Below are 20,976 nucleotides of genomic sequence, written 5' to 3'. Positions count from 1 at the left end.
GATGGGGCTCACCTCTTACCATTCCGAACAGAGAAGTTAAGCCCATTTGCGCCGATGGTACTGCATTTGTGGGAGAGTAGGTCGTTGCCTTTTTTATTCTAAATATAACTTTAGAATTTATTAACCCTTCATAGTTTTCTATGAAGGGTTTTTTTATGCATTAATTTAATACTTATCATAAATATTTTTAAATTTGTCTATCTTCAAAAATATATGTGATGTTTCCTGAAGTTAATGATATAATCGTAGAGGCTTTAATTTTATCTTATCCAAAGCATAGCATTTGTTTATTTTAACTTTTGGGGCATTGTTTTTATATGATGTCTATTGGTTATTCTTATCTACTTTGGGAGTAAAAAAATAATAGCTGAATTTTTAAATGTTTAAAAGAACTTCGCTTCTAATAGATTTGTTATATTTTTAAAAGATTCATTTTCTATATTAATTCTTGTAGCTTTTTTATATTTTCATTTGAATGGATTAGTAGTTTTAGTTTCTCCATTAACGATAGTAATGGTATTCTTTTTTATAAGATAAAAAAATATAATGGATAGTGTCGTTCTTACTTTTTAGTAAATGTAAGCCATAAAAAAAGCCCAACTAATTAAAGTTGGACTAGGTATTATTCTTTTTTATAATGTTTATCCTTTTATAACACCTCTTGAAATTACAATTTTCTGTATTTCTGAGGTGCCTTCATAAATTTGAGTAATTTTTGCATCACGCATTAAACGTTCAACATGGTATTCTTTTACAAAACCATTTCCGCCATGAATTTGAACAGCTTCAACAGTATGTGTCATTGCAACCTGCGAAGCATAAAGCTTTGCCATAGCACTAGACATATCATAATTGTTGCCTTGATCTTTATCCCAAGCAGCTTTCATTACTAACATACGAGCGGCTTCAATTTCTGTAGCCATGTCTGCTAATTTAAATGCAATAGCTTGATGATTACAAATTTCTGTTCCAAAAGCTTTACGTTCTTTAGAATATTTTAAAGCTAATTCGTATGCTCCTGATGCAATTCCTAAGGCTTGAGATGCGATTCCAATTCTTCCACCAGATAAAGTTTTCATAGCGAACTTAAATCCAAAACCATCTTCACCTATTCTATTTTCTTTAGGCACTTTTACATCATTAAATTGTAATGTATGTGTATCGCTTCCGCGAATTCCTAATTTATCTTCTTTAGGTCCTATATCAAAACCAGGAGTCCCTTTTTCAACAATAAAAGCATTAATACCCCGATGCCCTTTTTCTCTATCGGTTTGGGCAATTACCAAATACACATCTGATCGACCACCATTTGTTATCCAGTTTTTTGTTCCGTTTATAACATAATGATCACCTTTATCTATTGCTGTTGTTTTTTGAGAAGTGGCATCACTTCCCGCTTCTGGCTCACTTAAACAAAATGCTCCCATAAACTTGCCTGTAGCAAGTTTGGTTAGGTATTTTTGTTTTTGCTCTTCGGTACCGTAAGCTTCTAAACCATAACATACTAATGAATTGTTAACTGATACCATTACAGAGGCAGATGCATCAATTTTTGATAGTTCTTCCATAATAAGTACATACGAAATTGCATCCATACCACTACCTCCATATTTAGGGTCTACCATAATTCCCATAAAACCTAATTCTCCCATTTTTTTAACGAGTTCGTCAGGAAATGTTTGAGCGTTATCACGTTCTATAACACCTGGAAGTAATTCGGTTTGAGCAAAATCACGAGCTGCGTCGCGAATCATTATATGTTCTTCTGAAAGATTAAAATCCATAATTTGATTAATTGTTGATTTGATAAAAAATGAGTACAAAGATAAAGCTTTAATGTCTTTTTTTTCAATAGGAATGTATATTTTTACATAATATGATAAAATCATCTTATAAAGTTATTGGAGTCATGTCTGGCACATCTATAGACGGAATTGATTTAGCTTTAATTCAATTTGATTTTTCCTCTAATTATACATTTAAGATACTTAAGTGCGAAACTGTTACTTATAATAGTTTTTGGATTAATGCACTTAAAAACTTAGTTTCTCTGCCTTTGTCAAATTTAAAAGAACTTGATAAAGATTATACAGTTTATCTTTCTGAGGTTATTAATGCATTTATTGTAAAGCATAATATTAATGCTATAGATGCCATCTGTTCACATGGTCATACAGCTTTACATCAGCCAGAAAACAAATTAACATATCAAATTGGAAATTTACCCAAATTATCAGGTTTGCTTAATCAAACTATAGTTTGTGATTTTAGAACACAAGATGTCGAGTTTGGTGGCCAAGGAGCACCTTTAGTTCCTATAGGCGATCAATTGTTGTTTTCTGACTATGATTATTGCTTAAACCTTGGAGGTTTCGCTAATATTTCTACAGAAATAAAAAATCAACGTATAGCATACGATATTTGTCCAGTAAATATTGTGCTTAATCATTATGTTAGGTTAATTGGTTATAATTATGATGATAAAGGAAAAATAGCCTCAACAGGAATGTTGAATATTGAATTATTAGATGCTTTGAATTTATTAGATTTTTACCAGCAATCATATCCAAAATCATTGGGTTTAGAATGGGTAAATAAAAATGTTATACCATTAGTTGATAGTTATAAATTAGAAATAAAAGATATACTTATAACTTTTGTTGAGCATATTGCCATTCAAATTGTTAATGAAATAAATATAAAAGAAAACGCATCTGTTTTAATAACTGGTGGAGGCGTTTATAATTCATTCTTAATCGAAAGGATACAGACTAAAACAAAAAACAAAATATGCATCCCTAGTCAAGATTTAATTGAGTATAAAGAGGCCTTGATTTTTGGGTTACTAGGAGTTTTAAAACTCAGAAACGAAACTAATTGTTTGTCTAGTGTAACTGGAGCTTTAAAAAACCATTCTTCAGGTAACATATATTATCCTTAAAATTATTAAAAAATTAATATCTAAGGATTTTTAGTTTTTTATATTTGCTCAAAACTAACCCAATTGCATTCATGAGAGATTTACTTGCCAAGTATGAGAATAAAGAACCAGAAATTATTTTTAATTGGAAAGATTCAGAAACTGAAGCCGAAGGCTGGACTGTTATAAACTCACTTCGAGGCGGAGCAGCTGGTGGCGGAACTAGAATGCGAAAAGGCTTAGACATGAATGAAGTACTCTCATTGGCAAAAACCATGGAAGTTAAATTTACTGTATCTGGACCAGCAATTGGAGGCGCAAAATCAGGAATTAATTTTGATCCAAAAGATCCAAGAAAAAAAGGAGTTTTAGAGCGTTGGTACAAAGCAGTTTCACCATTATTAAAAAGCTATTATGGTACTGGAGGCGATTTAAATGTAGATGAGATTCATGAAGTGATTCCTATTACTGAAGAAAGTGGTGTTTGGCATCCACAAGAAGGCGTTTTTAATGGGCATTTTAAGCCTACTGAAGCTGATAAAATAAACAGAATTGGTCAATTACGTCAAGGCGTTATTAAAGTTATAGAAAATATAAACTATTCTCCAGACGTTTCTAGAAAATATACCGTAGCAGATATGATTACTGGCTATGGCGTTGCAGAAGCAGTAAGACATTATTATGATATTTATGGCGGCAGCGTTGTAGGGAAGAAAGCAATCGTACAAGGTTTTGGTAATGTTGGCTCTGCAGCAGCTTATTACTTAGCACAAATGGGAGCAAAAGTTGTTGGTATTATTGATATTTCAGGTGGAGTTATTAATGAAAATGGGTTTTCTTCTGAAGAGATTACAAATTTCTTTTTAACCAAAAACGGAAATACATTAGCTACAGATAATATGATTCCTTTTAATGAAATGAACGAAAAGATATGGTCGTTACAGACTGAAATTTTTGCACCATGTGCGGCATCTAGATTAATTACTCAAAATCAAATTAATCAAATGATAGGTTCAGGTTTAGAAGTTATTTCTTGTGGCGCAAACGTACCTTTTGCCGATAAAGAAATTTTCTTTGGTTCTATTATGGAACATACAGATGAAAAGGTGAGTCTAATACCAGATTTTATTTCAAATTGTGGTATGGCTCGTGTTTTTGCATACTTTATGGAGCGTAAAGTACAAATGACAGATGACGCAATTTTTCAAGATACATCAACTATAATTAAACAAGCAATTCAAAATGTATATGATAAGAGTTCAAGTAAAACAGAACTTAGTAAAACAGCTTTTGAGATTGCATTAAAACAACTTATTTAATCCTATGGAAACAGTAATCATTTTAGTTTTTGTGTTTGGCTATTTAGCCATCACTTTAGAGCATAGTATAAAAATTGATAAGCTAATTCCAGCATTAGTTATGATGGCTATTTGTTGGGCTTTAATTTCTCTAGGAATAGATAGCTTTCCGCAATGGTTTGATTCAGCAAAGCATACGCTTTTAGATAATTTTGGTTTGTTTTCTCATGATGAGAAAATGCATTTAATGGAAGAAACCTTACTTCATCATCTAGGGAAAACAGCAGAAATATTAGTATTCCTTTTAGGAGCCATGACTATAGTAGAGATTATAGATTATTTTGATGGGTTTTCAACGATTAAGAGTTTTATTAAAACTAAAAAGAAGTCTAAAATTTTATGGATTTTTGCGTTTTTGGCCTTCATACTTTCTGCTATTATAGATAACTTAACGGCTACAATTGTTTTAATTTCTATACTTCAAAAAATTGTTAAAGACAGAAACGTTCGTATTTGGTATGCTGGGTTAATAATTATTGCTGCAAATGCGGGTGGAGCTTGGTCCCCAATAGGAGATGTTACAACTACGATGCTATGGATTGGCAAAAAAGTAACAACAGGACATTTAATAGGTTATTTGTTTATCCCTTCGTTATTATGTATGTTAGTTCCAACAGTTATTGCGTCTTTTATGCCAGCTTTTAAAGGAAATTTGGAAATTGAAGAAGTAGAAGATAAACCAAAAAGTAAGTTTAGTGCAACCATGTTATATCTTGGTTTAGCAGGAATAATTTCTGTGCCAATTTTTAAAACAGTAACACATTTACCACCTTATGTTGGTATGATGTTAGCTTTAGGTGTTGTGGCAATTTTTGCCGAAATATATAGTAACTCAAAGTTTAGTATTACAAGTTCAGATTCAGACGAAAGTGATGCACATGCACACCACAGTCCAGTACATCATTCGTTATCTAAAATAGAATTGCCTAGCATATTATTTTTCTTAGGAATTTTAATGGCAGTTGCAGCTTTAGAGTCTTTAGGTATATTATTTGGTTTTGCAACATCATTGCAAAATTATATGCCGATGTTAGGAACAGAATTACATCATGAAGGTGTTTCAGATTTAGTGATTTTATTGCTTGGTGTTGGATCTGCAGTAATTGATAATGTGCCTCTAGTTGCTGCTAGTTTAGGGATGTTTTCAGAACCAATTGATAACGAGTTGTGGCATTTTATAGCCTATTCTGCTGGTACCGGAGGAAGTATGTTAATTATAGGTTCTGCAGCTGGTGTTGTTGCAATGGGAATGGAAAAAATAGATTTTTTCTGGTACCTAAAAAAAATATCTTGGTTAGCACTTATTGGTTTCCTTGCCGGCGCAATCGCATTTATGTTTACTAGAACTATATTTTAGTATACATACTTTACCAATAAAACCAACGTTATTACATTAGTTAAAATTAATTTTCAACAGCTTAAATATGATGTTAGCCAGTACTATCCAAGATGGAGCAGAATTGCTTACAGACGAAGAAACAACTGAAAAAACACTCTCTATAATAGAGTTAATAGGAAGTGGAGGAACTGCAGGACAAGTAATTATTGGTCTTCTGTTTATACTTCTTGTCGTTGCCATTTACATTTATTTTGAACGCTTATTTGCTATTAAAGCGGCTTCAAAGGTAGATGCAAATTTCATGAACCAAATAAAAGATCATGTTACTAATGGTAAAATTGATTCGGCTCAAACGCTATGTGATCAAGTAAACTCGCCAGTATCTAGATTAATTAATAAAGGAATTTCTCGTATTGGCAAACCTCTTGAAGATATTAATACAGCTATTGAAAATGCTGGACGTTTAGAGGTTTATGGGCTTGAAAAAAACGTCAGTATTTTGGCAACTATTTCTGGAGCAGCTCCAATGATTGGATTTTTGGGGACAGTAATCGGTATGATTTTGTCCATTTTTGAAATTGCAAATTCTGGAGGTCAAATAGATATTAAACTATTAGCAGACGGATTATATACAGCAATGACGACTACAGTTGCAGGTCTTATAGTTGGTATTGTTGGTTACATAGCATACAACCATTTGGTGGTAAAAACAGATAAAGTTGTTTACCAAATGGAAGCGAATTCTTTAGAATTTTTAGATCACTTAAACGAGCCTATTTAATGAAATGAGAGATTAAAAATTTGAGTGCTATCTTTTTATAGACTGAAATTTTTTGAACGAATTCCTGAATATGAAGAATTTTTTATTTGATTCTTTTATAAAAAATTAAAATAAATGAACATTAGAGGACGAAATAAAGTAACACCAGAATTCAATATGTCGTCAATGACAGATATTGTATTCTTGTTATTAATATTTTTTATGCTCGCGTCTACTTTGGTAACTACTAATGCAATAGACATTTTATTACCAAAAGCTAGTGGAAAAACCGAAAACAAAAAATCGGTAGCAGTGAGTATAAAAAAGGATTTGACTTACTACATAGACCAAAAACGAGTAGGAGAAAGTGTTTTAGAAAGCGAGTTAATAGCCGCGCTTTCAAAAGAAAACCAACCAACAGTGGTTTTAAGAGCTGAGAAATCTGTTCCTGTAGAAAATGTAGTAAAAGTGATGGATATTGCTAATAGAAATAAATTTAAGGTTATTCTAGCTGTTAAACCAAATTAAGACTTTTATTTTTTTCGGAATAGATCTTGTATTAAGTGTTATATAACATTTAATAATAGTAGAATTTAGAAATTTACTGATGAAATATTTAGAGACCAAACACGAACGTAATTCAGCTAAAATTACAGCTTTAATAGTTGTAATTCTATTGCTGCTTTTATTTGTTGTTGGTCCGCCTTATTTAGATCCTCCGCTAGAATATGGTGTTGCTGTTAATTTTGGAACTACAGATTTTGGCAGTGGTAAAGTTCAGCCAACAGAACCAATTAAATCCAAACCAAGAGAAGTTGTTGAAAATGTTGAACCAGAAGATGTTAAACCAACAGAATCTTCTGAAGCTAATAGTAAAGCTGAAGATGTAATTACACAAGAATCTGCTGAGTCTATTGCAATAAGAAAGAAAAAAGAAGCTGAAGCAAAAGCTAAAGCTGAGACAGAGCGTGCAGAGAGAGAAATACGAGAAGCAGAAGAAAAGAAACGTTTAGAAGAAGAGCAGAAAAGGAAAGAGCTAGATGCCTTAATTGGAGGTGTTAGTAATTCTGAAGGAGCTCAAACTGGTGGCGAAGGTCCAGATAACCAAGCTGGAGATAAAGGACAATTAGATGGTGATCCTTATGCGCCTAGTTATTTTGGGCAACCAGGTAATGGCTCTGGAGGCAATGGTTACGGGTTAAATGGAAGAGGAAAACCTTCTAAAAGAGTTGTGAAACAAGACTGTAATGAAGAAGGACGTGTAGTTGTTAAAATTACTGTTGATAGAAGCGGAAAAGTTATTAGTGCTGAGCCAGGTGTTAGAGGTACTACAAATAGCGCTTCATGTTTATTGAGTCCAGCAAAGAAAACAGCATTATCTTATAAATGGCCAGAAGACTCAAAAGCACCTAGTCAACAAATCGGATTTATAGTAATTGATTTTAGTCTAAGTCAATAAATGAATTATCAAGATACTATCAACTGGATGTTTAAGCAGTTACCAATGTATCAAAACCAAGGTAAAACGGCTTATAAAAAAGACTTATCTAATACACTTCTTTTAGCTAATTATCTTAAAAACCCTGAAAACACTTTTAAAAGTATTCATGTAGCTGGAACAAATGGTAAAGGTTCTACTAGCCATATGTTAGCTTCTATATTACAAGAAGTAGGTTATAAGGTTGGTTTATACACATCTCCACATTTAAAAGATTTTAGAGAACGAATTAAAATCAATGGTAAAGAAGTTAGTAAGCAATTTGTAATGGGTTTCATAAAAAAACATAAGACTTTTTTTGAGTCACATTCACTATCTTTTTTTGAAATGACAGTTGGTATGGCTTTCGACTATTTTTCTAAGAAAAAAGTAGATATAGCTATTATAGAAGTTGGCTTAGGTGGACGTTTAGATTCTACAAATATTATTTCTCCAGAAGTTTCAGTGATAACTAATATTGGCTTAGATCATACTCAGTTTTTAGGCAATACCTTAAAGGCAATTGCTTATGAAAAGGGCGGAATTATAAAAAAAAGCATTCCAGTTGTTATTGGAGAAACTCAAAAAGAAACAGAAGCCATTTTTAAAAACCTAGCTAAAGAGAATGTATCTCAAATATATTTTGCTGATCAATTAATTACGAAAGATTACAAAAGTGATTTAAAAGGTGGTTATCAAAAAAACAATAGCAAAACGGCAGTTCAAACTATTAAAGTTCTTAATAAAAAAGGGTTTAAAGTTTTAAAGCATCATATAATAGAAGGTTTAACTTCTGTTTCAAAAAATACTGGATTAAAAGGACGTTGGCAAATTCTTCACAACAATCCAAAAGTTATTTGTGACACAGCTCATAATAAAGAAGGGCTTTTATATACTATGCATCAGTTAAAAGAGCAAGTATATAATGAATTACATATTGTAATTGGATTTGTGAACGATAAAAATTTAGAGGATTTGTTAAGCTTGTTTCCAAGTGAAGCTAAGTATTACTTTTGTAAAGCAAATATTAATAGAGGATTAGGTGTGATAGAATTGCAAAAAATGTTTAGCTCAAAAGGAATTAAAGGGAAAGCTTATAATAGTGTAAATGAGGCATTTAAAGATGCAAAAGAACAAGCAAAAGATGATGATTTAATATATGTTGGAGGTAGTACTTTTGTTGTGGCAGAAATAATTTAATTTTTTTTCAAAAAAGCTTTTGCTAATTAAAAATCTAGACTATATTTGCAGTCCAATATTTAGGGCGCGTAGCTCAGTTGGTTCAGAGCACTTGGTTTACACCCAAGGGGTCAGGGGTTCGAATCCCTTCGCGCCCACTACAAAAAAGTTCATGCTAAAAAGTATGAACTTTTTTATTTGTGTAAATTGAATTATATTAAATCTAAAATACGCTCTAAGGCCATTACTCTTGAGCCTTTTATAAGAATAGATTTATCATTAATAGGAGCTTTTTTAATATGTAGTTTTAATTCTTCAAAAGTTTTAAATCTATTTATAAATGTTTTGTCAGTTTTTGTGTTGTAAAAATGCTCACCTATTAAGTACACAGATTCAGAGAAATTACTTTCAATAAAATTAACTATATCTTGATGTTCTTGCTTTGCTTTTTTACCAAGCTCAAACATATCGCCAAGAAATAATGACTTATTTGTTGCTTCTAAATTTTTAAAATTTTCTAGTGCAGCAATCATGCTTGTTGGGTTAGCATTGTAAGCATCTAAAACAATAGTATTACTTCCTTTATTAATTATTTGTGACCTATTATTAGTAGGTGTATAATTCTCAATGGCTGAAGTAATGTTTTTAGTGCTTACATTAAAATACTTGCCAATAGCTATTGCAACTGAAATATTGTTGAAATTATATGCACCAATTAAATTACTCTTTATTATTTTATTATCATATTTTACTGAAACATACGATTGAGAGTTTTCAAGTTCAATTTGAATTTTATTTTGGCTATCTGCTCCAAATTCTACAATGCTCTTATAATTATCAGCTTGCTTTATTTGTGTGATATCATTTTTATTAATGAAAATAGTTTTATTGTGAGTTTTCAGGTAATTATAAAGTTCAGATTTTCCTTTTATAACACCTTCAATAGAACCAAAACCTTCTAAATGTGCTTTACCAAAATTTGTAATTAATCCATAATCTGGTAATGCTATATTTGAAAGAAATTCTATTTCGTTTAAATGGTTTGCGCCCATTTCTACTATGCCTATTTCTGTTTCTTTAGACATTTGTAAAAGTGTTAAGGGTACGCCTATATGGTTGTTTAAATTGCCTATTGTAGCTGAAGTTTTATAAGTTGTAGATAGTACTGCATTGATGAGTTCTTTAGTGGTTGTCTTTCCGTTACTTCCAGTTAAAGCGATTATTGGGATATTTAATTTTTTTCTATGATATGTTGAAAGTTGTTGTAATGTTTCTAGAACATTTTTAACAAGAATGTATTGTTCGTTTATTGCATATTCTTTTTCATCTATAATACTAAAAGAGGCTCCTTTTTCTAATGCTGATTTTGCAAATTTATTACCATTAAAATGGGTTCCTTTTAATGCAAAAAAGATAGAGTTTTTTTCAATGTTTCTTGTATCAGTACTTATGGTGCCATTACATTTAACAAAGTGCTTGTATATGTCTTTTATTGTCATGAAATAAATGTAATAAAAAAGTCCTAGCGTATGTATGCTAGGACTTTTTTATTTTATTAAAATCGAATTAATTTCTCTTTTTATTTCCTCCTTTAGATTTAGAACCTACTCTAGACATAGCACATCTAAACCCAATATAGTCTGTAGCCATATCTTGTGGGAAATAACGTCGTTGCGCTGGATCAATCCAATAAGCTCTATCTTTCCAAGAACCTCCTTTGTAAACTCTAACTTCATCATTAATTAAAGACGTTCTATCATTAGATTGATCATACTCTTTAATCATAACCCCAGTAGAGTCTTTTTTGATGTTGTGATTAGGTGAGTTGTACATTTTTCTTGTTGAGCTGTTTTCATTTTCTTCATCTTCATCAAAGCTGTCTCCATATTGACGTGAAGATCTTTTATCACCGTCACGATAATTTCTATTATCACTAGTGTCAAAATTTGTTCTTAGGTAGGTTTCATTTTCATCTACAGAAACTTTTAATATTTCACCTGGTAAATTTCTTGCGACTATCTTTCCATTAGAAAGTGTGTCATAAACGATTTCATCTGTAGTAACTATTTTTACAGTACCATCATCATTGATTGCATTTTTTGTATATACGTTACCTCTATAATAGTTAAAATCACTAAACTCATCATCAACAATAGGTCTGTAAACATCTGCAACCCATTCTGCAACATTACCAGCCATATCATATAGTCCAAAATCATTTGGTTCATAAGACATTACTTGATTAGTAATGTCTGCTCCATCATCTGACCAACCAGCAATTCCGCCATAATCACCTTTTCCTTGCTTAAAGTTAGCTAACTGATCTCCTCTAGATTTTCTTTTTCCAGAACGCGTGTATTGACCGTCCCATGGATATTTTTTTCTACCTCTATATACATTATAACTTCTTAATTCACTTAAACCAAGAGCAGCATATTCCCATTCTACTTCAGATGGCAATCTGTATTTAGGCGAAATTAAACCAGATTCTCTTCTAGCAAATTGATTAATTGTATCTCCTGTAGCTGCATTCACTTGAACACGTTTTCTAGATTTTTCAGGTTTTATAATACTGTCATTACCTGCAAAAGTTTTTGTAGGTGCATTAATGTAAGTATCTGTATTAAAATTGCTTTCTGCGGTTGCAGATAAATGAGTATCTCTTTCTAAATATCCAGCATTTTGTAATTCTATTTCTGCAACTCTGTCTGTTCTCCAATTAGCAAACTCAACCGCTTGAATCCAACTTACTCCAACAACTGGATATTCTGCATAACCAGGGTGGCGTAAGTAATTTTCTGTCATCATTTCTGCATAACCTAAACGATTTCTCCAAACAAGAGTATCTGGCAAAGCGCCTTGGTATATTAATTTAAAATTTGGGTCGTCTGGCGGATATGTTCTTTTTAACCAATCTAAGTACTCTAAATACATCATATTAGTTACTTCTGTTTCATCCATATAAAATGATTGTACATGTTGCTGATTTGGTGTGTTATTCCAATCATGCATCACATCATCTTGTACCTTACCCATAGTAAATGTACCTCCTTCAATAAATACTAATCCAGGAGCAGTTTCTTGTTCTTGAAACTTGGTGTTGTATTGAAAACCACCATTTTTATCATTAATATTCCAACCAGTAGCTCGTGAGCTATTTTTTGAAGAAGACGATCTTTTACAACCAACAATTGTTAAGGAAATCATTAGGGCTAATAGAATCCTTAGACTTAAGATGTTTTTCATATCCATACTTTTTAAGTAAGCTAATTAATTTTAGAGACGCAATATAGTAATTAAAGGTAAAATAACAAGGTTTTTTTATAAAATAGATTAAAAAAACATGCATTTCATCCTGTTTTTTATACATAATAACGGATTTTTGCTCATTTTACCGATGTAATTTGTTTTTAAATAACGGTAGTATAAATCAATTATTGTTGTAATTTTGAATAAAAATTGAATTATAATAATAACACGTATAATTATGCGTTATTTAGCTATGAAAAAATATTTACTAATTCTTTTTGTATTTTCTTTTGTTTTTGGGCATTCTCAGCAAAAGAGGTTTGAAATAAAATGGAATGGTACAAGAATTTTAGAAACAGAAAATTCTAAAATAGAAGTGCCATCATTTCAAAAAGAAAATTTTAGTTATAGTTATTCTTCTGGTCTTACCTTTTTTGCACAGTGGAATAACAACACTTTTATTAATGAAGCCTCAGTTGTTGTTAGTGCAATTAATTATAGTCCAATTTCAAGAGGAGAGTTAAAAGATTTACAAACAAAATTTATACCTTCTGCTCCATTAGTTGTTTTAAAGAATACTACAGCAAGAGATAAGCAATTTGCAAGCTTGACAATTTCTCCAATTATTAAAGAAAATGGAGTTTATAAAAAAATCACAGCTTTTACAATAAATTATAGTTCGATAGCTAATAGAAGCGCTCAAGATGCGCAAGCAGTTACTAACTCAGTTTTAAGTACTGGAAGTTGGCACCGTTTTTACGTAGATAAAACAGGAGTTTTTAGATTAAGTAAAAGTTTTTTAAATCAAATTGGAGTTAATACTAATGTGGACCCAAGAACTATTAAAATATACGGTAATGGAGGCGCAATGCTTCCATTAGAAAATGATGCAAACTACCCAATAGATTTAACTGAGAACGCAGTAAAGTTTATAGGAGAGGAAGATGGCGTATTTAATGACAATGATTATATTTTATTCTATGCTGAAGGTCCTACTGGATTTAGTGAAGAAAATAATACTAACATTAATGTGTATACCAATAAATCATACTATTTTGTAAACACAGGCGGAGGAAATGGTTTTGGTAAACGAATTCAAAACATGATTCAACCTCAAGGAAATGCAGATATTGTTATTAATACATTTCAAGATTATCAATTTCATGAACTAGATGAGTTTAATATTGGAAAATTGGGAAGGCAATGGTTTGGAGAACGATTTGATGTAGAGAATGAAAAAGAGTTTACATTTAATTTTCCAAACTTAATAACTACAGAGCCAACAAAAGTTATTGTTAAAGCAGCTGGTGTTCATGAAGGAAGCGGTTCTACAACCATGCAAGTAAAAGTAAATGGCAATTTAGAAAACACATTATCTTTTTTGCCTATTGATGATCCAACATTAGCTTCTGTAGACTCTTTTAATGGGAATGTTATGGTCTCATCACCCGAAATAACAATTAATTTAAATTATAATAATAACGGAAGCCCAGTGTCTTATGCTTACCTAAATTATATTTCTATTGAAGCTACTAGAGATTTAGCCTATCAAGGCGAGCAATTAATATTTAAAAATTATAGTGTAGAAACTGTACCAGGTATAGCAGAATATAGTATTTCTAATGCAACATCAATAGTAGAAATTTGGGATATTACAGACAAGTATAATGTTACAAGTGTAGCTAATTCTAATAACGAAGCTAATTTTAGTTTTAAAACATCTTCTGGAGAATTAAGAAATTATGTTACAGTTAATTCTCAAGGTTATTTTGAACCTTTAAGAGACAATAATACTTCAGTTAGTAACCAAAATATAAAAGGAACGATTTTTCAAAATGCTCAAGGCGAATTTCAAGATGTTGACTATATAATTGTTTCCCATAATAATCTTGTATCACAAGCAGAGCGTTTGGCAGATATTAATAGAAATAGATATGGACTAAATGTCAAGGTTTTAACTTTAAATGAAATATACACTGAGTTTAGTTCTGGAAATCAAGATGTTTCAGCCATAAGAAATATGATTAGGTATGTCTATAATAATGCAAGTACACCAGAAAATAGAGTTAAGTATGTTTGTCTTTTTGGAGATGCTTCTTACGATTATAAAAATAGAATAACTAACAATACTAATATAGTACCATCATGGCAATCGCTAGATAGTTTTAGTTTAACGAGTTCTTTTGTTTCAGATGATTTTTATGGTATGATGAATGAAAACGAAGGAAATATGGATGGAAACTTCAATGCTTTTAATAAACTAGATATTGCTGTTGGTAGAATTTTAGCAGAAAGTCCTCAACGTGCTAAAGAAATGGTTGATAAAGTTGAAACGTATTATCAAAGTGGTTCTTATGGTAGTTGGAGAAATAATTTTATTGCAATTGCAGACGATGTAGATAAGTCTTGGGAAGGTATTTTACAAGAAACTACTAATGATATAGCAAATACGGTTACAGAAAACAAACCTTTTATTAATGCTATTAAAATAATAGGTGATTCTTATTTGCAAGAATCAACAGCAAGTGGAGAACGTTATCCGCGAGTTAATCAGGTGATTAGAGATGGAATTGAAGTAGGTGCTTTAGTAGTAAATTATTTTGGTCATGGTGGTGAAGATGGGCTTGCAGCCGAACGTGTTTTCACTAAAGTTGATGCCCAAGATGTAAAAAATATATGTAAGTTTAATCTATTTGTAACTGTCACCTGCGAGTTTACAAAGTTTGATAACCCACAAAGACCAACAGCTGGAGAGTATACATATTGGAATAAAGAAGGAGGTGCCATAGGTTTAATTACAACAACAAGACAAATTTTTGTTACAGTAGGTGTTTCATTTAATACTATTTTAGAAGAATACTTATTTGCGTTTAACTCTAATGAGTATCCAAGCATGGCAGAAGCACTTAGATTAACCAAAATAAATCCAAATTTTGGTGGGATTACCCAAAGACGATTGGTCTTTTTTATTGGAGACCCAGCTATGAAATTAGCATTTCCAAAGCCTAACATAAGACTTACTAAAATAAACGATGTAACGATTGATCAAGAAACAGATGTCTTAAAAGCTTTAAGTAGAGCCAAATTATCTGGAGAGGTTGTTGATGAATCTGGCAATGTATTGTCAAATTATAACGGTACACTAACAGCCACTGTATTTGATAAAGAAATAGATAGACAAACTTTAGCAAACGATGGAACTAACCTCAATAGTAATCTTATACTGTTAGATTTTAAAACCTTAGGAGAAATAATATTTAAAGGCCAAGCAACAATAACTAATGGTTTGTTTGATTTTGAATTTATTGTACCAAGAGATATTGGTATTCCGATAGGTAATGGTAAAGTTAGTTTTTACGCTAAAACTGAAGTGCCCTTGCAAGATCAAGCAGGTGCAAATTTCGATATTCAAATTGGAGGTATAAATGAAAATGCAGAAGAAGATAATATTGGGCCAGTAATTAACCTTTTTATGAATGATGAAAATTTTGTTTCAGGTGGTATAACTAACGAAGAGCCAACTTTGTTAGCAAAACTACAAGATGATAATGGTATCAATACGGCTAGTGGTGTTGGTCATGATATTGTTGCAATCATAGATGGTGACGAAACAAATCCATATGTGTTAAATGACTATTACCAAGCAAATGTTGATGATTTTCAAAATGGAGAGTTATCCTATCCTTTAAGAGATTTAGAACCAGGTTTACATACACTTTCTTTAAAAGCTTGGGATGTTTATAACAACTCATCAATAGCAGAAATTGAATTTATTGTGCATGATAAAGATGAAGAATTAGTAATTACTAACGTTTTAAATTATCCAAACCCATTTATTGATTATACAGAATTTTGGTTTAATCACAATAGTTCTGATGTTTTAGACGTTTCAGTACAGATATTTACTGTCTCGGGTAAATTGGTTAGAACAATTAATGGTCAAACCACTGGAGGAAGTAAAGTTACAAGTTCATTGTCTAAAGACATTGTTTGGGACGGAAGAGACGATTTTGGAGAAAAAATAGGGAAAGGAGTCTATATTTATAAACTTAAAGTGAAATCAAACCAACTAAACAAACAAGTAGAAAAAATACAAAAACTTGTAATCCTATAATAAAAATTTATATTTGCCTAATGGTTTAGCATGGTAAAAGTGCTAGCTACAATATTAAACACATGAAAAAATACATTTTAGCCCTTTTTACAATTGTAGTATTTAATTTTTCAAATGCTCAAACTACTACTGTAGTACCAGATCAAGATACAAGAGTAATTACTACAGGAATTCCATTTTTATTAATTGCTCCAGATGCTCGCGCTGCTGGTATGGGAGATATAGGAGTTGCTACATCTGCCGATGCTAATTCGCAACAATGGAACCCTGCAAAGTATGCATTTTCGTTATCAAAATCAGGTATAGGTGTAAATTACACACCATATTTAAGTAAATTGGTAAAAGATATAGCTATTGGTCATGTAACGTATTTTAATAGGTTAAGTGAAGGAAGCGCATTTGCAGCAAGTTTTAAATATTTTAGCCTTGGTGAAATTGAGTTGGTGCAAGATGAATTCTCTGAGCCACAAATTGAAAAACCTAATGAGTTAACTTTTGATGTGTCTTATTCGCTAAGATTAGCAGAACAATTTTCTATGGCAGTAGCATTACGCTACTTACGTTCAGATTTAAGAATTCAAGCTGTAGATGCTAATGCAAAAGCAGCAAGTACATTTGCTGTAGATATTGCTGGTTATTACCAAAGTGAAGAAGAGGCTTATGATAGTTTTAATGGACGATGGAGAGGTGGATTTGCCATTCAAAATTTAGGACCAAAAATTAAATATGATGATGCTGGTAGAGAAAATTTTATACCAACAACACTAAGACTTGGAGGAGGTTTCGATTTTATTTTTGATCAGTATAATAAGCTATCTGTAACAGCTGAGGTAGCTAAGCTTTTAGTACCAACACCACCAATTACAGGAACAGAGTATGAGTATACAGATGTTGATGGAAATGGTGTATATAACGAGGAAGAAGATGGAGATTTAGGAGCTGTTGTTAATGATAATGTAATAATAGCTGGCCAAGATAATAATGTGAGTTTTAGTAAAGGTATCTTTCAATCATTTGGTGATGCACCAGGAGGTTTTAGCGAAGAGTTAAAAGAGTTTACTTGGTCTTTAGGAGCTGAGTATATGTATCAAGATTCTTTTGCATTTAGAGCAGGATATTTTAACGAAAGCGAAGAAAAAGGAGCAAGAAAGTTTTTTGCATTAGGAGCAGGATTTAAATACACAACAATTAATATAGATTTATCATATTTATTCTCAGCATCTAAAGTGCAGAGCCCTTTAGAAAATACACTGCGTTTTTCACTAACATTTAATTTTGGTGATGGCACATATGACGAATATTAGAATAACCATATAATTAAAAAGATTTAAACTATTGTTTTTTAAAAGCAATAGTTTTTTTGTCTAAAATCAATTCAGAATGAAGGAAGTTAAAATAGAATCAACACTTTTTGTTTATGAATCAATAGATGAATTATCTAAAGAGATACAATCTTTAATGAATGATGCTATTCAGGCTAGAGAGAAAGCTTACGCGCCTTATTCTAAATTTCATGTTGGTACAGCTTTGCTATTAGACAATGGAGAAATAATTACAGGAAGTAATCAAGAAAATGCATCGTATCCTTCTGGTTTATGTGCAGAGCGTACAGCAATATATTACGCAGGTGCAAAATACCCAAAAGCTAAAGTTGTTACAATGGCAATTACAGCAGCATCTCAAAATCAAAAAACCACGTCACCTATTCCTCCTTGTGGGGCGTGCAGACAGGCAATTGCAGAATATGAAGTTAAACAAGAGACTGCTATAGAAATTTATTTTATGGGAGAAACAGGTAGAGTAGCAAAATCAGATTCACTAGCGAATTTGCTTCCATTTGTTTTTGATAAATCTGCCCTATAACGATTTCGAAAAACTTTACAATTTCCAGTCTTTTTTATTACTAACTAAAGTGTTACTTTTGTTATTCGTTTCTTAAAAAGCGTAACCAATGCAAAAAATAACAAAAGAAGTATACCTAAAATGGTATGAAGATATGTTATTCTGGAGAAAGTTTGAAGACAAACTAGCTGCAGTTTACATTCAGCAAAAAGTAAGAGGATTTCTTCACTTATATAATGGTCAAGAAGCAGTGTTAGCAGGAGCTTTGCATGCAATGGATTTGACTAAAGATAAAATGATAACAGCATATCGTAATCACGTTCAGCCAATTGGCATGGGTGTAGATCCAAAACGGGTTATGGCAGAATTATATGGAAAAGCAACTGGGACATCGCAAGGTCTTGGAGGTTCAATGCATATTTTTTCTAAAGAGCACCGTTTTTATGGAGGTCATGGTATTGTTGGAGGTCAAATTCCTTTAGGAGCTGGAATTGCTTTTGGAGACAAGTATCACGATAGTGATGCTGTTACCTTATGCTGTTTTGGTGATGGTGCTGCTCGACAAGGATCGCTGCATGAAACGTTTAATTTAGCTATGCTATGGAAGTTGCCAGTAATTTTTGTTTGTGAAAATAATGGCTATGCAATGGGAACATCTGTAGAACGTACTGCCAATCATACAGATATATGGAAGTTAGGTTTAGGTTATGAAATGCCTTGTGGACCTGTTGATGGGATGAACCCTATAAAAGTTGCTGAAGCCTTTGATGAAGCAATTCAACGTGCAAGACGTGGTGATGGGCCAACATTTTTAGAAGTAAAAACGTATCGTTATAGAGGACACTCAATGAGTGATGCACAGCATTATAGAACTAAAGAAGAAGTTGAGGAATACAAAAAAATAGACCCTATTAAACAAGTAAAAGATATTCTTCTTGATGAAAAATATGCTACAGAAGATGATATTAAAGTCATTGACAAGCGTGTAAAAGATTTAGTATCTGAATGTGAAAAGTTTGCAGAAGAATCTCCATATCCTGAAAAGAATGTGATGTACGATGCTGTGTACGAGCAAGAAGATTATCCATTTATACAACATAAAATATAAGCTATGGCTGAAGTAATTAACATGCCTCGTTTGAGCGATACAATGGAAGAAGGAACTGTCGCTTCATGGTTAAAAAAAGTAGGCGATAAGATTGAAGAAGGTGATATTTTAGCTGAAATAGAAACAGACAAAGCTACAATGGAGTTTGAGTCATTTAATGAAGGTGTTTTACTTTATATTGGTGTTAAAGAAGGAGAAACAACTAAAGTAGATACGCTTTTAGCTATAATAGGTGAAGAAGGCGAAGATATTTCTGAGTTGTTAAATGGAAGTGCTTCAGAAGAAAAAGAAGCAGATGTTACTCTGAGCGCAGTCGAAGAGTCTTCAAATGAAAATACTCAAACTACAGAAATTCCTGAAGGTGTTATTGTCGTTACAATGCCACGTTTAAGTGATACTATGGAAGAAGGAACAGTAGCAACTTGGCTTAAAAAAGTTGGAGATACTGTTGAAGAAGGTGATATTTTAGCTGAAATAGAAACAGATAAAGCTACAATGGAATTTGAGTCTTTTCAATCAGGTACTTTACTGCATGTTGGTTTAAACGAAGGAGAATCTGCTAAGGTTGATGCTTTATTAGCAATTATTGGTCCAGCAGGAACAAATGTGTCAGATATTGCAAAGAATTTTAAAGTTGATTCTGGAGTTTCAGAACAAGTAGAAGCTAAGCATGAACATAAAATGGAGACTCCTAAAAAAGAAGCTCCAAAAGTAGAAGCTAAAAAAGCTGAGGTTGTTGCTGCACATTCTTCTAACGGAAGATTATATGTATCACCATTAGCAAAGAAAATGGCTGAGGAAAAAGGAATTAACTTATCACAAGTTAATGGATCTGGAGAAAACGGACGTATTGTAAAACGTGATATTGAAAACTTTACGCCTGCAGCCCAATCTGCATCAGTAGGTAAATTTGTGCCTACAGGTCAAGAAGATTTTGATGAGATTCCTAATTCAAATATGCGTAAAGCAATTGCTAAAAATTTAGCTAAGTCTAAATTTACAGCACCTCACTATTATTTAAACGTAGAGTTTGATATGGAAAATGCTATGGCTTTCCGTGCACAGTACAACTCGATGCCAGATACAAAAATATCATATAATGATATGATTGTTAAAGCATGTGCTTTAGCTCTAAAACAGCATCCACAAGTTAACTCACGTTGGTTTGATGATAGAATGCAGTTAAATAATCATGTGCATATTGGAGTAGCAGTTGCTGTACCAGATGGATTGGTTGTTCCTGTAGTGCGTTTTGCAAATGAGCAAAGTTTACCACAAATTGGAGCTGCTGTAAAAGATTATGCTGGTAGAGCTAGAAATAAAAAGCTATCACTAGACGAGATGGAAGGCAGTACATTTACAATTTCTAATTTAGGAATGTTTGGTATAGAAAGCTTTACATCAATTATTAATCAGCCAAATTCTGCAATCTTATCTGTAGGAGCTATTGTTGCAAAGCCAGTGGTTAAAGACGGACAAGTGGTTGCAGGAAATACTATGAAACTAACTATGGCATGTGATCATAGAACAGTTGATGGTGCAACAGGCGCTCAATTTTTGCAAACTTTAAAAGGATATATCGAAAACCCAATAACGATGTTATTATAAGTTTTCCTTAATCGTATTATAA

The 20,976-nt window shown here is 32.0% G+C and carries 15 protein-coding genes, 1 tRNA gene and 1 rRNA gene; 14 read left to right on the top strand and 3 right to left on the bottom strand.

The features are described 5' to 3' along the window. A 5S ribosomal RNA gene (rrf, locus tag BXY80_RS12895) occupies nucleotides 1-93 on the top strand; the annotation flags it as partial. A 548-nt stretch (nucleotides 94-641) separates the two neighbouring features. On the opposite strand, the gene BXY80_RS12890 is transcribed toward rrf, so the two are convergent. Then, the gene (locus tag BXY80_RS12890) at nucleotides 642-1,784 is read right to left on the bottom strand and encodes an acyl-CoA dehydrogenase (RefSeq protein WP_120202597.1); all 1,143 of its coding nucleotides are present in this window, start codon (nucleotides 1,782-1,784) and stop codon (nucleotides 642-644) included. 92 nt (nucleotides 1,785-1,876) lie between these two features. On the opposite strand from BXY80_RS12890, the gene BXY80_RS12885 reads away from it, so the two are divergent. The 8 genes from BXY80_RS12885 (at nucleotide 1,877) to BXY80_RS12850 (ending at nucleotide 9,191) form a co-directional block, all read left to right on the top strand. Continuing rightward, nucleotides 1,877-2,941: an anhydro-N-acetylmuramic acid kinase gene (locus BXY80_RS12885; RefSeq protein ID WP_120202581.1), complete on the top strand. Its 1,065-nt coding sequence runs from the start codon at nucleotides 1,877-1,879 to the stop codon at nucleotides 2,939-2,941. 71 nt (nucleotides 2,942-3,012) lie between these two features. Next, nucleotides 3,013-4,239, top strand: a complete 1,227-nt coding sequence (locus tag BXY80_RS12880) for a Glu/Leu/Phe/Val dehydrogenase dimerization domain-containing protein (protein ID WP_120202579.1) — start codon at nucleotides 3,013-3,015, stop codon at nucleotides 4,237-4,239. 4 nt (nucleotides 4,240-4,243) lie between these two features. After that, on the top strand, nucleotides 4,244-5,635 hold the full coding sequence (nhaD, locus tag BXY80_RS12875; protein WP_120202577.1) for a sodium:proton antiporter NhaD: 1,392 nt from the start codon (nucleotides 4,244-4,246) through the stop codon (nucleotides 5,633-5,635). Nucleotides 5,636-5,702: 67 nt separating this feature from the next. Continuing rightward, nucleotides 5,703-6,398, top strand: coding sequence for a MotA/TolQ/ExbB proton channel family protein (locus BXY80_RS12870; protein WP_211328355.1), 696 nt, complete (start codon nucleotides 5,703-5,705; stop codon nucleotides 6,396-6,398). Nucleotides 6,399-6,512: 114 nt separating this feature from the next. After that, a complete protein-coding gene (locus BXY80_RS12865) occupies nucleotides 6,513-6,905 on the top strand; it encodes an ExbD/TolR family protein (RefSeq protein ID WP_120202575.1) in 393 nt (130 codons plus the stop codon). A gap of 79 nt (nucleotides 6,906-6,984) precedes the next feature. Beyond that, nucleotides 6,985-7,836 (top strand): energy transducer TonB, encoded by an 852-nt coding sequence (locus BXY80_RS12860; protein WP_120202573.1) that lies wholly within the window; start codon nucleotides 6,985-6,987, stop codon nucleotides 7,834-7,836. Continuing rightward, nucleotides 7,837-9,054: a bifunctional folylpolyglutamate synthase/dihydrofolate synthase gene (locus BXY80_RS12855; protein WP_120202571.1), complete on the top strand. Its 1,218-nt coding sequence runs from the start codon at nucleotides 7,837-7,839 to the stop codon at nucleotides 9,052-9,054. Nucleotides 9,055-9,116: 62 nt separating this feature from the next. Continuing rightward, nucleotides 9,117-9,191 (top strand) — tRNA-Val (locus BXY80_RS12850). 54 nt (nucleotides 9,192-9,245) lie between these two features. Here BXY80_RS12850 and BXY80_RS12845 read toward each other — a convergent pair. Then, nucleotides 9,246-10,532 carry a UDP-N-acetylmuramoyl-tripeptide--D-alanyl-D-alanine ligase gene (locus tag BXY80_RS12845; protein WP_120202569.1) on the bottom strand — a complete coding sequence of 429 codons (1,287 nt, stop codon included), beginning with the start codon at nucleotides 10,530-10,532 and terminating at the stop codon, nucleotides 9,246-9,248. A gap of 67 nt (nucleotides 10,533-10,599) precedes the next feature. Beyond that, on the bottom strand, nucleotides 10,600-12,285 hold the full coding sequence (gene gldJ / locus BXY80_RS12840; RefSeq protein ID WP_120202567.1) for a gliding motility lipoprotein GldJ: 1,686 nt from the start codon (nucleotides 12,283-12,285) through the stop codon (nucleotides 10,600-10,602). A gap of 250 nt (nucleotides 12,286-12,535) precedes the next feature. On the opposite strand from gldJ, the gene porU reads away from it, so the two are divergent. The 5 genes from porU (at nucleotide 12,536) to BXY80_RS12815 (ending at nucleotide 20,954) form a co-directional block, all read left to right on the top strand. After that, nucleotides 12,536-16,396, top strand: a complete 3,861-nt coding sequence (porU, locus tag BXY80_RS12835) for a type IX secretion system sortase PorU (RefSeq protein ID WP_120202565.1) — start codon at nucleotides 12,536-12,538, stop codon at nucleotides 16,394-16,396. 62 nt (nucleotides 16,397-16,458) lie between these two features. Further along, nucleotides 16,459-17,700 (top strand): type IX secretion system outer membrane channel protein PorV, encoded by a 1,242-nt coding sequence (porV, locus tag BXY80_RS12830; RefSeq protein WP_120202563.1) that lies wholly within the window; start codon nucleotides 16,459-16,461, stop codon nucleotides 17,698-17,700. A 76-nt stretch (nucleotides 17,701-17,776) separates the two neighbouring features. Next, a complete protein-coding gene (cdd, locus tag BXY80_RS12825; protein WP_120202561.1) occupies nucleotides 17,777-18,259 on the top strand; it encodes a cytidine deaminase in 483 nt (160 codons plus the stop codon). A gap of 88 nt (nucleotides 18,260-18,347) precedes the next feature. Continuing rightward, complete coding sequence (pdhA, locus tag BXY80_RS12820; protein WP_120202559.1) at nucleotides 18,348-19,346, top strand: pyruvate dehydrogenase (acetyl-transferring) E1 component subunit alpha; 999 nt, start codon at nucleotides 18,348-18,350, stop codon at nucleotides 19,344-19,346. Between the two features lie 3 nt (nucleotides 19,347-19,349). After that, nucleotides 19,350-20,954, top strand: a complete 1,605-nt coding sequence (locus BXY80_RS12815; protein ID WP_120202557.1) for a pyruvate dehydrogenase complex dihydrolipoamide acetyltransferase — start codon at nucleotides 19,350-19,352, stop codon at nucleotides 20,952-20,954. Nucleotides 20,955-20,976: the final 22 nt, after the last annotated feature.

Origin of the sequence: Ichthyenterobacterium magnum, assembly GCF_003610635.1 — a bacterium.
GTDB classification, from domain to species: Bacteria; Bacteroidota; Bacteroidia; order Flavobacteriales; family Flavobacteriaceae; genus Ichthyenterobacterium; species Ichthyenterobacterium magnum.
This window is presented reverse-complemented; position numbering and strand designations above follow the sequence as displayed.

Bases quoted from the DNA above. Each gene is read 5' to 3' on its own strand.
- nhaD (WP_120202577.1), top strand. From the start codon at position 4,244: ATGGAAACAGTAATCATTTTAGTTTTTGTGTTTGGCTATTTAGCCATC.
- gldJ (WP_120202567.1), bottom strand. From the start codon at position 12,285: ATGGATATGAAAAACATCTTAAGTCTAAGGATTCTATTAGCCCTAATG.
- porV (WP_120202563.1), top strand. From the start codon at position 16,459: ATGAAAAAATACATTTTAGCCCTTTTTACAATTGTAGTATTTAATTTT.
- BXY80_RS12870 (WP_211328355.1), top strand. From the start codon at position 5,703: ATGATGTTAGCCAGTACTATCCAAGATGGAGCAGAATTGCTTACAGAC.
- BXY80_RS12815 (WP_120202557.1), top strand. From the start codon at position 19,350: ATGGCTGAAGTAATTAACATGCCTCGTTTGAGCGATACAATGGAAGAA.
- pdhA (WP_120202559.1), top strand. From the start codon at position 18,348: ATGCAAAAAATAACAAAAGAAGTATACCTAAAATGGTATGAAGATATG.
- BXY80_RS12845 (WP_120202569.1), bottom strand. From the start codon at position 10,532: ATGACAATAAAAGACATATACAAGCACTTTGTTAAATGTAATGGCACC.
- porU (WP_120202565.1), top strand. From the start codon at position 12,536: ATGAAAAAATATTTACTAATTCTTTTTGTATTTTCTTTTGTTTTTGGG.
- BXY80_RS12860 (WP_120202573.1), top strand. From the start codon at position 6,985: ATGAAATATTTAGAGACCAAACACGAACGTAATTCAGCTAAAATTACA.
- BXY80_RS12880 (WP_120202579.1), top strand. From the start codon at position 3,013: ATGAGAGATTTACTTGCCAAGTATGAGAATAAAGAACCAGAAATTATT.
- BXY80_RS12890 (WP_120202597.1), bottom strand. From the start codon at position 1,784: ATGGATTTTAATCTTTCAGAAGAACATATAATGATTCGCGACGCAGCT.
- BXY80_RS12855 (WP_120202571.1), top strand. From the start codon at position 7,837: ATGAATTATCAAGATACTATCAACTGGATGTTTAAGCAGTTACCAATG.
- BXY80_RS12865 (WP_120202575.1), top strand. From the start codon at position 6,513: ATGAACATTAGAGGACGAAATAAAGTAACACCAGAATTCAATATGTCG.
- BXY80_RS12885 (WP_120202581.1), top strand. From the start codon at position 1,877: ATGATAAAATCATCTTATAAAGTTATTGGAGTCATGTCTGGCACATCT.
- cdd (WP_120202561.1), top strand. From the start codon at position 17,777: ATGAAGGAAGTTAAAATAGAATCAACACTTTTTGTTTATGAATCAATA.